Annotated in this window: 6 protein-coding genes; 1 reads left to right on the top strand and 5 read right to left on the bottom strand. The window is 32.7% G+C overall.

Features of this window, described 5'->3' with window-relative positions; all coding sequences use genetic code 11:
* Positions 1-115: 115 nt before the first annotated feature.
* From RB619_RS15950 to argS, 5 genes are all read right to left on the bottom strand, one after another.
* Positions 116-1507, bottom strand: a complete 1392-nt coding sequence (locus RB619_RS15950; protein WP_308099230.1) for a SusD/RagB family nutrient-binding outer membrane lipoprotein — start codon at positions 1505-1507, stop codon at positions 116-118.
* Between the two features lie 17 nt (positions 1508-1524).
* A complete protein-coding gene (locus tag RB619_RS15945; RefSeq protein ID WP_308099228.1) occupies positions 1525-4590 on the bottom strand; it encodes a SusC/RagA family TonB-linked outer membrane protein in 3066 nt (1021 codons plus the stop codon).
* A 372-nt stretch (positions 4591-4962) separates the two neighbouring features.
* Complete coding sequence (locus tag RB619_RS15940; protein WP_308099226.1) at positions 4963-6465, bottom strand: SusD/RagB family nutrient-binding outer membrane lipoprotein; 1503 nt, start codon at positions 6463-6465, stop codon at positions 4963-4965.
* A 9-nt stretch (positions 6466-6474) separates the two neighbouring features.
* Positions 6475-9732, bottom strand: coding sequence for a SusC/RagA family TonB-linked outer membrane protein (locus tag RB619_RS15935; protein ID WP_308099224.1), 3258 nt, complete (start codon positions 9730-9732; stop codon positions 6475-6477).
* A 581-nt stretch (positions 9733-10313) separates the two neighbouring features.
* Positions 10314-12092, bottom strand: a complete 1779-nt coding sequence (argS, locus tag RB619_RS15930) for an arginine--tRNA ligase (protein ID WP_308099222.1) — start codon at positions 12090-12092, stop codon at positions 10314-10316.
* Positions 12093-12415: 323 nt separating this feature from the next.
* Here argS and RB619_RS15925 point away from each other — a divergent pair, with 323 nt between their 5' ends.
* Positions 12416-14833, top strand: coding sequence for a TonB-dependent receptor domain-containing protein (locus RB619_RS15925; RefSeq protein ID WP_308099221.1), 2418 nt, complete (start codon positions 12416-12418; stop codon positions 14831-14833).
* The last annotated feature ends 39 nt before the right edge of the window (positions 14834-14872 follow it).

The raw sequence follows: 14872 nt of genomic DNA, 5'->3' as shown, positions 1-14872 counted from the left end.
CGTCTAAAGTATAGACGGTTTATCCCTTGCATTATTTTTACTAAAAGGGTTACTAATTCAAAATAGCTAAAATGATATAAGGAGTTTTTTTTCTTAAAATCTTTATTTAATCATCTTACTCTTTATCCCACCAGACATTTGTAGTAACATTACTCACTACTGTCGCATTTGGATTGTACTGTCTTTCATCTGAAGGTGTTGGCAATCTCAACGGAATTACTTTTTTGTTCGAAGCTTGATTTGGAATTAAAACCGGAAATCCAGTTCTTCTATAATCATTATAAGGTTCCATAGTTAAGAAAAGAGCAAGATATTTTTGTTTAATAATATTTCCTAAATCAACTGTAGCCGTTGCAGATGCCAAGAATTGAGAGGTTGCGGCTGTTCCAGTAATTTTCAATACCGATGCACCAACAGCCTGTTGTAATGCTGATTTTGCATCTTGTCCTAAACGTAGTTTTGCTTCGGCTTCAATAAATTTTGCCTCAGCATATGTTACAATACCAACTGGCGATGTAGCACTTGCAAAAGCTGACCCGATATAAGACGATGAAGTTGTGTCTAAATCTTCTGGAATATTACCAACATAAATTGGAACTATTGGTGGTTTTGGCTTATTTAAGGCAATTGAAAATGATAATCTTGGATCATTTGAATTTTGTAATGAGTTCACAAAATAAGCTCCAACTTTTAGATAATTTGCACGGCTTCTATCAAAAGCATACCATTGATTAAGTCCGTTTGAAGTACCTGGAAAAAAAGTATTAGCATCATCATCATTTGAACTTACTCCAGAAGCGTTTATATACTCTAAAGCTTTTTTTGCTGCATTATTGTCAACTTGAGTAAGTCGTAAAGCAAATCTCGCTTTAAGAACATAAGCTGTCTGAATCCATTTTTTTGTATTACCATTAAAAATATAATCATCATTAGCCGGCACAGAAATATTACTTGAAACTGATTTGCTTAAATTTACAATTGCTTCATCTAAAATTGTCTGCAGCCTTTGATAGATTTCTTGCTGAGTATTATATTTTGGAGTTTTATTTCCTTCATCTGCTCTAAAAGCCTCATCATATGGAACATCACCCCATAGATCTGTTGCGTAACCTAAATTTATCGCAGTTAGTATCTGACCAATACCGTTGTAATATGGATAATGTACGGCAAAATCGCGGCTTAATATATGACCACTAATTAATGTCGTCCCATATAATGTATTCCATTCGTTATTTACGTCTTGTTCACTGACGATGTAACGCTGAATATCTCCTAATTGCCCCACACTTGTCCCAGCTAAATGCTGATCAAAAATATTTGAAGTCCTAATTAATCCGCCTGTATGGGTTGAAAAAGTAGAAACTTCCATCGCAGATAGCAATAAAGTTGGGGTAGTAGTAATAGGAGAATTTGGATTTTCATTAAAGTGATCTAACTCAGAATCACAACTTGTAAGCAAGCTAAAACCAATCGCTGTTAGAATTATACTTTTTATATATTTTTTCATTTTTATTTAATTTGAAATTAGAAACCTACTTTAAGAGTCATTATAAATGATTTGCTTCCAGGATTATTAAAGTAATCTAGCCCGTTGATTCTTGAGCCTGCACCAGTCAAACTAGTTTCTGGATCAACACCTTTATAATTAGTATCTAACCATAAATTTCTTCCGGTAAACGATAACTGAGCAGAATTAATAGCTGTAAATTTTTTTACAATAAAATCATAACTTAAAGTAACGTCACGAAGTCTAACCCAATTTACATTTGTAATTGCTTCTTCTGAAGCTCCACCTCCATCACCTAAGTATTTCTGGTAGTAGTTTTTGGCAGTAATCGCAATATCATTTGGAGTACCATCAGTTTTTACACCATCAATAATATAAGTATGTTCTCTATCAGCAGAAGCTTCAGAAACTCCAAAGTTGTGCAATCTTGCTAGCGTTCCATTATAAACCGCGCCACCATGCCTAAAGTCTAATAAACCTGACAGCGTAACTCTTTTATAAGAAAAAGTATTTCTAAAACCACCAGTCCATTTTGGAGCAGAATTTCCTAGATTTCCTGTTTCAGATTGTATTAACGGCAAACCATCAGTTCCAATAATTTTTTGTCCGTTTGCATCTCTTTGCCATTTAGTTCCATAAAAACTCCCCAAAGGCTGTCCTTTAACTGCATAATATCCTATTGATCCAAAAGCAGTTTCGATAGAAATTGCATCTAGATTTCCTGAAATATCAGTAACCTTGTTTTCGTTTTTAGACCAGTTTGCATTAACATTCCATTGAAATGCATTCCCTTTCTTAAATAAGTCATAACCTAACTCAACTTCGAGACCTTTATTCACTAATTCAGCAGCATTTTGATATACTACTCCAAATCCGCTGGATTGTGGTAATGGCATTTTTATTAATAAATCTTTAGATGTTTTATAATATAAATTCACATCTAATGTTAAACGATTTTCTAAAAATTTAGTGCTTAGTCCTAATTCATGACCTAAAACTCTTTCAGGTCTTAAATTTTGATTTCCTAAAACACCTGAAACAGACATACCATTAACTCCATTATATGGAAAACTTAAACCATCTGTAAAGCCATCTGTCATGAATGGTTGCGAGTAAGTACTGATGGTATAATAAGGCTGAGGCGCAATACCTACTTCTCCATAACCATATGTCAATTTTGCAAAACTAGTCCATTCAGGAAGATCAAATGAATTCGTCAAAATCCATGATGCTGAAGCAGCTGGAAAAATAGCACTATTTGCATTTGTTCCGTAAGTTGATGACCATTCTTTTCTAACAGAACCTGTTATAAAAAGTTGGTTTTTAATATCAAATTCCAATTGTCCAAACAGTGCTCTTGACATTATATTAACTTCTGAATTAGAAGCATAAAGTTGGGTTGCATTTGACAAATTGTAAACTCCTCTTACAGCAAGTTCTTTCCCTCTTGAAAATACATCTGTATTTTGTGAGGAACGCAAGTTAAGTCCCGCTGTGTAATTTACTTTTAACCATTCAGAATGTAATGGCAATAATCCACTTGCTATAAAATCACCGTAGAACTGCTTATTATTAATATTATTAAAAGCTACTTCTCCAATACCAGCAAGATTATCTCCGTTAGATGAAATTGCATAAACTTGTTTTCTGTAATCTGAATAGGCATCTACTCCTCCTTTTGCAGTTAGTGACAACCATTCAGCTGGAGAATAAGTTAAATACATATTTCCAAAAACACGATTCACATCACTTGTTGCAGGGTTTTCATGAACTGTAAAATATGGATTATCATAACTCGGAACATAATTCATATTATTTCCTTCCGCATCTTTATAATTTCTTAAATCATAATTCCCTACAGAACGCAGTAAACTAAGCATTACTCCAGACACATTACTTCCGTTTTGAGCCAATGTATTTGTTGTGTGCGTATATTGAAGACTTCCTCCTGTTTTCCATCTATCATTTAATTTTAAATCTCCAACAACTCTTAAAGTGTTTCTTTTTAAACCGGTTTCTGGAATCATACCTATTTGTGTAACATTTCCGTAAGAAGCTCTGTAAGTTGCTTTTTCATCACCGCCATAAAATGATAAATTATTTGTAAATGTCAAACCTTCTTGAAAGAAGTTCCCAACATTATCATACATTGGCACACCAATAGACTGTGCAGATGGTCCCCAACTTTGAGGTGTATTGGGGTTTATCACAGTAGCAGAAGCACTTGTCCCTTGTACATATATATTTTGTCTCGCTGGTAATTTATTTACTTTATCAATTCCTAAAGAAGTAGAATAATCAATTCCTAGACCTTTTCCTGCTTTACCTTTTTTAGTAGTATAAATGATTACACCATTTCCGGCTCTTTCTCCATACAAAGCAGCTGCAGCCGGGCCTTTAAGAACAGATACACTTTCGATATCATTTGGATTGATGTCTAAAGCTCTATTTGAATTATTTATCCCTGACAAATTTGCATTAAAAGGATTATCTCCAGCACTCGTTTGACTTGTACTGTTATCAATTGGCACACCATCAACAACAATTAAAGGATCGGACGTTCCTGTAATCGTATTTACACCTCTAATAATAATTTTACTCGAGGCACCTGGGGTTCCACCAGAGCCAATTACTTGAACTCCCGCTGCTTTCCCTGCTAACGCCTGAAGAACATTTTGCTCACCTGATCGTGTAATTTCTTCCGAGGTAACTTTCGAAACAGCATAACCAAGCTTTTTCTCGTCTTTTTTAATTCCCAGCGCCGTAACAACAACACCTTCTAATTCTACAGAATCATCTTTCAATTTCACATTAATTGAAGAAGATGTAGCTGAAACTTCTTGTGTTTTCATTCCGATGTAGCTGAAAACCAAAACTTGATTTGAAGATGCCTTAATAACATACTTACCATCAAAATCAGTTTGCGCTCCTAATTTTGTTCCTTTTATCAAAACACTCACACCAGGCAAAGGAATTCCAGCGTTATCTGAAACAGTTCCTGAAATAGCTCTTTCCTGTGCAAAAATCAATTGTATTCCTGTTATCAAAAACAGCAACACAATTCTTACAATTTTTTGTTTCATTATTTATTTATCTTTTTTGATTATTTGACGCAAATCTATCAAACTAAGATAATTTTAACAAGAATTATAAGTCTTTTAACATTATTAAAAGAAGGTTTTATATTACAAATAAATAATACCCAAATAGAAAAATCACAACACACTACAAATCAACCAACTAATAAATTCTTATAAAATTTACTTTTAACGCTAAAGAATAAAAAAAAGCCAATAGTTTTAAAAACTATTGGCTTAAAAACCTTCAAGCAAAATCAGGTTGAGAAAATCGCACTCCAAATATCTTTATAATTTAGATGTACTTCGCGTAAAACATAACCTAATTAGCAGAGCAAATTATATTCCTTGCTAATCGTAAGTCTGAATATATAATACTTAATTTTTATCCCAAAATAATTTAGTTTTCAATTTATCTCCACCTACTGAAGCAGCCGCCACATTATAATTAGTGGCATTTAAAGTTTGTTCTCTAATTGGATAAGTCATTCTTGACGGAATTTGACCTTCTGCTTCAGCTACAGCGTTAGAAGGAGGCATAAGAACTGGAAAATTTAATCTTCGTGTAAATGTCCATCCTTCAAAACCTCTGTTAAACATTGCATACCAAGCTTGCTCACCAATTTTTTGCTCCCAGCTTCCTGCCGCTGTAGAATAAGCAACTGATGGTTGAGCTAAATATGACTGAATGTCGCTTGATGCTACTCCCCAATCTTCCATTGATGCTTTAATTGCATTTGTATAATGAGTAGCTGCATTTCCATTTATTGATACACCTCTTTCAACCGCTTCAGCTAATAAAAACTCCACTTCGGCATAATCAAGATATGTCCCTTTGAAATCAGGATTTTGGATTGTATCACTTACATGAGTAAATTTTGAATAGGTATTTTTTATACCAATTACTCCTCCTTTATAAGGCAAAGGATTACCATTTTCATCTTTTAGGTTTTGTGCAAAATAAGCTTTTGTTCTAGGATCATTTTTAGAAACCAAAGCATCAACGAAAGGTTTTGCAGGAACAAAATCGTGTCTTCCACCAGAAACTAATTCAACATAAATTGGATTCGTATTTGGAACATTAGTCTGATATGAAATTTTTGCATTATCCTTATTTGATGTAAAACAAGATTTAGAAGCTGATATAATAGCTGCATCAGCCAAAGCATTTTCTAGACCCGAAGCTTTTAAATTGATTGCTAATTTCAATTTAACACTGTTTGCAAACTTTATCCAAGAAGATAAATTGTCTTTATAAATAACATCAGCAGATCCAAAACCTTGATAAGAAGTGTTTATATTAGTAATTGAATTATCTAAACGAACAATTAAATCTTTGTAAATATCTAATGCTTTATCATACTTAGGAAGATAATTTCCCGACCCTTTGAAAGCATCAGAATAAGGTACATCTCCAAATGTGTCTACAAGAATCTGATACGAATAAACAATCAATACGTCAATCATCGCAAGCTGATTTTTTTTAATGGCAGTCTTAGCAACAAAGTCAGGATCTGCTGTCAAAATAACTTCATTTTCAACATAAGATTTTGCTTGTATTAAATCGTAAAGCGAACCATCATTTGTTGTCGTACCAGAAAAAAAAGCATTCCAATGATTATCAGATATTTTTCTAGTTGTCCATTGGTAAATAGATTCATCAATATATGTAGTTTCCGTCCATTGCTGATTAACGAGTCTAAAAATATTTTTATTGACACTTGTGTTAATTACCTGTTCTGCAATTCCTTTTTCAGCACTTGTAAATAAAGTCGATGCAGGCACTTTCGAAGAATTTTTTTCATCTACATTTAAGTCTGATAAATCACTGCAAGAACTTACAAGCATTATGATGCTTAATAAACAAATTATTTTTTTCATGTTATACTATTAAAATTTAAATGTTAGGTTAAATCCAATGTCTCTTGTTGTAGGCAATGACCCAACAGAATAACCTCTTGATTTATTTCCTGATGATAAGCCACTTTCAGGATCTGCATAAGGTAAATTTTTGCTTATGATCCATAAATTTGATCCTAATAAACTTAATGTTGCTGCATTTACAAATGTTCCTTCAAACATTTTTTTAGGGAAATTGTAAGAAATAGAAACTTCTCTTAATTTCACATAAGAAGCATCATACACGAATGCCTTAGCAGGTTGCGCCAAATAACCATAATTATTCGAGTAAGCTCCCGGGCCAGTTTTAGCAGCTGTATCATTATTATTTACCGTCGAAACTGTATTTGGAATAACAGTTTGTGTGCCATCAATTGGGTTTACAATTACACCTACACCTGGATTTACAAGGCCTTTTTCTCTAAGATCTGCTGTTGCAGTTTCTGGATATAGTCCATTTGCAAGACCATAATACATATCTAGTGAAAAAATATCGCCGCCTTTTTGCGTGTCAATTAAAAAACTCATAGAAACATTTTTATAAGAAAATTTATTTCTTACACTACCTATCCAATCCGGTGTAACATTTCCAATTGTTTTATCAGCTGTTCCAGATATTAAATATTTACCTGTTTTTTGATCAACAGTTCTTTGACCATCTGTGTACACATAATCTGTACCTTTAATTGTTCCATATGCCTCACCAGGAGTAGCATTTATAGAAACACCTCCCTGAAAAGAAGCAATTTGCAAATTATCTATTCCTGCAGGCAAAGAGACAACCTTGCTTTTATTATTAGACCAGTTTACAATAACATCCCAAGTAAAATCTTGTGTTTTTATTGGTGTTACTGTAAGTTGAACTTCTAATCCTTTATTTTCAATATTTCCTCCATTTACCCAAGCAGAAGTAAATCCTGATGCTGATGAAGTTTCAGCAGATACTATTTGATCAACAGTATTTGTTTTGTAATAAGTAACATCCAGTCCTAAACGTCTATTAAAAGTGCTTGTTTCTAAACCAACCTCAAATGATTTTGTTCTTTCTGGCTTAAGATTTGGATTCTTATTTATGTTTGGTAAAGTATATATAGGTTCGCCATTAAAGTTTGAACTTCTTGTATAGGTATTAACCAAACTTAAAGGTGTTGCGTCATTACCAACTTCAGCATAGTTTACTCTAAATTTACCCAGGTTTAACCATTTTTTATCTACTAGATTTGAGAATAGGAAAGATCCTGAAATAGCAGGATAAGTGTACGTATTATTGCCTTTTGGTAATGTTGAAGAAACATCTCTTCTAATAGAAGCATCAACAAAATAAGTATCCCTAAAACCTAGAGAGCCCTGAGCATAAACACCATCAACTCCCCACTTTGCTTTGCTTTCTGTTGGAAAAGGAAGTTCATAACGAGAATTAGACAACGCATATTTTCCAGCTTCAACTAAACCACCAATTGTAGAAGACAAAATATTATCTTTTCCATTTCTTCTACTATTTGTTCCAAGAACTCCGGTCAAACTTAGATTATCGCCAAACTTTTTATTGAAGTTCAACATAAAGTCGTAATTAATTTCCTGAAAATTGACATCGTATCTTTGGTAACCTGAACTTTCGTCAACAGGTGACAATCCAAATCCGGATGCAATTGATCCCACTGCTCTTCTTTCTTCCTGAAGTTGTTTAGACGTATCAAGAGAAACTCTTCCTAAAGCACTTAGCCAACTGGTTATTTCATAATTTAAAGAGGCATAACTAAATAAACGCGTTTTATTATCCGAAGAATAATTCTGATAACGAGTAAAATATGGGTTATCCCAATACGCAGGTTTTAATGGAGAAGCTGTTGGATCAGCCCAGTTCCAAGTAATATTTTGACCGCCAGAAGCATTATATACATTTTGAAGTTCTTTAATATCAGTATTTGTTTGCCACCATTGTCTAAAAGTTCCCATTATATTATCATTGTAACCTGTAGAGTTTCTACCGATAGTATTTTGGAGTGTTACAGCCGCATAAGCATTTGCCGTTAGCTTGTCAGTGATTTTTTGACTGAATCTTGCGCTTAACTGATTTTTTTTCAATTCACTATTTGGCAATATTCCAGTTTGCAGTGTATTTACATACGACATAGATAAACTAGATCTCTCAGTTGCTTTTTCCAGAGATAAACTATTCGTACTTGTTTGTGCTGTTTTAAAAAAAGTAATTGGTCCATTTTTAGCTGCACTCCAAGAAGTTGCTTTACCATAATTTTTAGAATATGGAGTAAATGAATCCCATTGATAAACAGGTTGTCCGGTAAAAGCATCTCCGTAAGAAGCATCATTTGATGTATCTACTGTTGGAATTGTTTCGTCATCTAAAAAAGAACTTCCAAATCCGTAACCTGAACCGTATTTATTCTGATATTTTGGAAACGTAGATTTATCAACTGTACCTACTGTAAATGAGCTCGAGAAGGTAAAACCAACTTTTTTATCTTCGCCTTTTTTACCTTTTTTTGTAGTTACCATTACAACACCATTTGCTGCTCTGGATCCATAAAGCGCAGTTGCCGCTGCTCCTTTTAAAATATTAATGCTTTCAATATCTTCCTGATTAATATCCGAAGCATTATTACCATAATCATAACCACCTCTACCTGTCGCTTGAGTATCACTATTTGAATTAGAATTATCAATAGGAACTCCATCTACGACCCATAACGCCTGATTATTTCCTGTAAGTGATTTATTCCCTCTAATTACAACATTTGTAGAGCCTCCAAAATTTGTGTTTCTTGAAACTTCAACTCCTGCGGCTTTTCCAGACAAAAGATTGGCAACATTTTGATTTCCAGCACCGCCATTAACTAAATCTTTACCACTTATTTGTTGTGATGCGTACCCTAAAGATTTTTTTTCTCTTTTAACACCAAGTGCAGTTGTAACTACAAGTCCTTCCAATTCAGTTGCATTATCTACCATCTTTACATTAATAGTAGAAGAACTCGCAGTGATTTCCTGAGTTTTCATTCCCACATAAGTAAATACCAAAACTTGATTTGCTGCAGCTTTGATTGAATATTTTCCATCTAAATCAGTCTGTGATCCAGATTGCGTTCCTTTAACCAAAACACTAACACCGGGTAACGGTATTCCTGCATTGTCCGAAACAGTTCCGGTAATTTTTCTTTCTTGCGCAAATGTCAATTGTAGAGCAAGTGCAAAAAAAAATACCATAAAGCCTTTTAATTTTTGTCTCATTGTTTATATTTTTTTGATTTGAAGGTGCAACTTATCACATTATTATATTTTTAACAAGAAATTTACACTATTTAACATTATAAAATATAAATATTATATTACAAAATAACCAATAAAACATAAAAATTGAAACAATAGATCACTAATTATCTTACAGTTACAGTTTTTTAAAAGACAGCTGATTTGTAAGAATAAATTCCAAGACAAAATCTGCCATAAAACAGAAAAAAGAAGTTTTTAAGATTTTTAAAGCAAAAAGACTAAAATGAAATTCTAAAAAAATGAATTAATTTTTCATAAAAAAAAAACCGCCTAAATTATATTTAAGCGGTTTAATCCTTTTACAATTTTCACTAAAAGCTTACTAATTCAAAATAGTTAAAAATAAATATAAGGAGGTATTTTTGAAATAATAATCAACTGATTGAACCATCAAAGAAACATGCGTGATGGCAATAATATCTTGGTCAAAGATAATTTAGAAGCAAGCGAAAAAGTAGGAATAATACGTTTAAAAAACAATAAAAAAAGCCAACAGTCTTTAAACTATTGGCTTTTTATAATTTTATATGTTTTTATAATTACATTCTCTCAGGAACCTCAATTCCTAATAAATCTAATGCAGATTTAATAACTTCGGCTACTTTTTGAGAAAGCTGTACTCTGAAAATTTTCTTAGTCAAATCAACTTCACCTAAAATATGAACTGATTGATAAAACGAATTATATTCTTTTACTAGATCATAAGTATAATTTGCGATCAACGCTGGGCTATGATTTTGTGCCGCATTCTGAATAATTTCTGGAAAAAGTTCAATTTGTTTGATCAATTCTTTTTCTTTTTCATGAAGTTCTGTTGTATTTGTTTTGGCAGAAAAATCAAAATCGGCTTTACGGATTATCGATTGAATACGCGCGTATGTATATTGAATAAACGGACCTGTATTTCCAGCAAAATCAACTGATTCTTCTGGATTGAACAAAATACGTTTTTTAGGATCTATTTTTAAAATGTAATATTTCAAAGCTCCAAGGCCAATTGTTTTGTACAATTTTGCTTTTTCTTCGGCAGAATAACTGTCTAATTTTCCTAAATCTTCAGAGATTCTTCTTGCAGTATCTGTCATATCTTGCATCAAATCATCGGCATCAACTACAGTTCCTTCACGACTTTTCATTTTTCCAGAAGGCAAATCTACCATTCCGTATGACAAATGATATAACGTTGAAGACCAATCAAAACCTAATTTTTTCAAGATTAAGAATAAAACTTTGAAGTGATGATCTTGCTCGTTTCCAACTGTGTAAACCATTCCACCAACATCTGGCATGTCTTTTACACGCTGAATTGCTGTTCCAATATCCTGCGTCATATAAACCGCAGTTCCATCAGAACGCAAAACAATTTTACGATCAAGGCCTTCATCTGTCAAATCAATCCAAACAGAACCATCTGGATCTTTTTCGAAAACACCTTTATCTAGACCAACTTGAACAACATCTTTCCCTAATAAATAAGTGTTGCTTTCGTAGTAATATTTATCAAAATTAACTCCTAGATTGTTGTAAGTTGTTGCGAAACCTTCGTAAACCCATTCGTTCATCATTTTCCAAAGCTCCATAACTTTCTCGTCACCACCTTCCCATTTTTTAAGCATTTCCTGAGCTTCAATGATTATTGGAGCTTGTTTTTTTGCTTCATCTTCAGTTTTTCCGGATTCAATTAATTGGTTAATTTCTGTCTTGTACGCTTTGTCAAACTCAACGTAATATTTTCCAACTAATTTATCTCCTTTTAAATTTGAACTTTCTGGAGTTTCTCCGTTTCCAAATTTCTCCCAAGCCAACATCGATTTGCAGATATGAATTCCTCGATCGTTGATGATTTGAGTTTTATAAACTTTTTTTCCAGAAGCCTTTAGAATTTCAGCAACAGAATATCCCAACAAATTATTACGAACGTGACCTAAATGCAAAGGCTTATTTGTATTTGGCGAAGAGTATTCAACCATTATTGCTTTGTCTTCCGGATTTGGAGTAACGTAACCAAATTTTGCATTTTCTTTTATTTCATTGAAGAAATTTAGATAATAACTGTCTGAAATAACAATATTCAAAAATCCTGAAACTACATTAAAGCGCGCTACTTCAGAAACATTTTCAACCAGATAATTTCCAATTTTATTTCCTAATTCGACAGGATTGCTTTTAGTTAATTTCAGCAGTGGAAAAATTACCATAGTAATATCGCCCTCAAACTCTTTTCTGGTAGTCTGAAATTCGATTTTATCAACTGAAACATCAAATAATGCCTGTATTGCTTTTTGTATAGAAGGTGTAAGAATTTGTGATAATGACATGTAAACTTATTTTAAAGTGAGCAAAGATACTGCTTATTCATGAATTACAGAAAATGAATAACATATAAAATCGCACAAAACGTTTAGAATTTCTTAAAAAAGTCTTTCAGATGAATGTTAAAATTATCAAAAAATTAAAACGCTAATCTCCTACAAAACAGAAGCTCGGACATTAATTTGAAAATTTTTTAAGTTTTTCTTGTAACATATCAATCATAAAAGAGTCTTAATAGAGACTTTGAATTTATTTAAAGCAAAAAAAATCTAACAAAAACAAAAAAAACAATCATCATCAATCAAATCAAAATAATCAATTATTAATTATGAAATTAAAATTTTTTCTGTTCGCATTATTTAGTTTAATTGCAACAGCACAGGCCCAGAATTCGGGGACAGTCTCCGGGAAAATTATCGAAAAATCAAATAACGCGCCCATTTCGTATGCTACTGTTTCTGTTAAAGAAAATGGTAAAGTTGTATCAGGCGTTAATACTGATGACAATGGTGATTTTACAATTAAAAACTTAGCATTAAAAAGCTACACTATCGAAATTCAATATATTGGTTTCAAAAAATATGTTGGCTCTCTTATTTTAAGCGAAAACAGAAAAACTGCTACTGTAAATGTTTCTCTAGAAGAAGAAGCAACACAGTTAAAAGGTGTAAACATTGTTGCTGAACGTTCAACTATTGAGCAAAAAATTGATCGAAAAGTAATTAATGTTGGTAAAGATTTAACTACTGCTGGAGCTTCGGCATCTGACATTATGAGCAATATTCCATCTGTAAACGTAGATCAGGACGGAAAACTTTCGCTTCGCGGAAATGACAATGTACGTGTATTAATTGACGGACGCCCATCTAATATTGACCCTGCTCAATTATTAAAACAAATTCCATCAACTTCAATCAAAAAAATTGAGTTGATTACAAACCCAAGTGCAAAATACAATCCAGAAGGAATGTCTGGAATTATCAATATCGTTCTGCACAAAAATGCTAACACTGGTTTCAACGGAAGCTACAGTGGTGGTATTACTTTTGGAGAAACTGCAAAATACAATCAGTCTTTAGATTTGAACTACAAAACCGGAAAAGTAAATTTCTTTGGAAATGGAGGACAAAATTTTGGTACTTATTATAACGATGGAAAAATCTTTAGATTAGACCAAGATATTAAGCAAAGACTAGACATTTCAAACGAAAATGACAATTATTTGTATAAACTTGGAATGGATTATTTAATTGATGATAAAAACACTTTATCATTCTATACGAATCAAAACAAATCAACTGGAAACGGAAATGTAATTACTGATATTGATTACAATAATGGAGATCCAAATATTTTAAAAATTTACCAAAATTCAATTTATAAAGGACCAAGCAGAACGGGAACTTACAATTTAGCGTACAAACATATCTTTAAAAAAGAAGGACACACTTTAGATTTTGAAGGTAATTATAGCGATACTAAAGTAAGCCAAAATGCGACTTTTGACACTCAGACAACAAGACCTAATAATTCTGTAAACAGTGTTGTTTACAGTGATAAAATTGGTGACCAAAGAAAATTAAGTACTTTAAACGTTGATTATGTAAATCCGTTAAATGACAAAACTACTCTTGAAGCTGGTGCCGAAGCAAGAATTACAAGAACAACGAATGATTACAACACTGGTAATCCTCTAGTTCCCGTTAACGAGCAAATTTCAAACTATACTTACGACACTGATATTTATTCAGCATATGTAACATTTGGTCAAAAATTCAAAAAATTCAGCTACCAATTAGGAACTCGTTTTGAGAGTTATAAAGTTGCAGCTAACTTAAATCACGGTCAAGATAAATTTGATGATGATTATATTACTTTATATCCATCAGCGTATTTAACTTATAATTTAACTGAGAAAAACACATTACAATTTAGCTACAGCCGTCGTGTTGACCGTCCGAGTTTAGAGCAAACAAAACCTATCCGTGAGTTTTCTACTCCGTTAGTAACTTCATATGGAAATCCTGAATTAAGACCTCAGTTTACAAACTCTGTTGAAGTAAATTATACTAAAACTCTTGAAAAAGGAAGCATTACAGCTGGAGTTTTTGTAAGAAGCATCAACGACCAAATAAGCAGAACGTTAAGCCCAGATCCAAATGACCCATCTGGATACAAACAAATTTTAAGCTACACAAATTTTGATCGCAACAGCGCTTACGGTTTTGATGTTTCGTTCAACTACAAACTTACAAAATGGTGGGATATTCAACCATCTATTGATTTTTCAAGCATTAAACAGCAAGGTGTTGTTTTTCAATTTGATCCAGCAACTGGAACAACTTCACCTCTTGAGCGCAGTGTAACAACTTCAGCATTCAATGCTCGTATGAACTCAAACTTCAAACCAACAAAACGTTTAAGCTTTTTATTATTTGGTTTTTACAGAGGACCAGTTGACGATGTTCAGCAAACAAGAAATGCAATGTACAAAATGGATATTGGTTCACGTTATACATTATTAGACAATAAAATGAACATTAGTGTACGTTTCAATGATGTTTTCAAAACCATGAAATATTCTTTTGATGGAATTTATCCTTATCCACAAACAGGTGAGTTTACTTGGGAAAGTAGAACAGTTTATTTAGGTTTGACTTACAACTTTGGAGGTGGAAAAATCAAAAATTTACAGCGTAAACAAAGAGAAGATAACACTAATAAAGGTGGTGGCGGAATGTTTTAATCCCACTTTGATTAGTAGATTTTAATAGTTCTTGTAGAA

It is taken from the genome of Flavobacterium sp. LHD-80 (assembly GCF_030929605.1).
GTDB lineage: Bacteria > Bacteroidota > Bacteroidia > Flavobacteriales > Flavobacteriaceae > Flavobacterium.
This window is presented reverse-complemented; position numbering and strand designations above follow the sequence as displayed.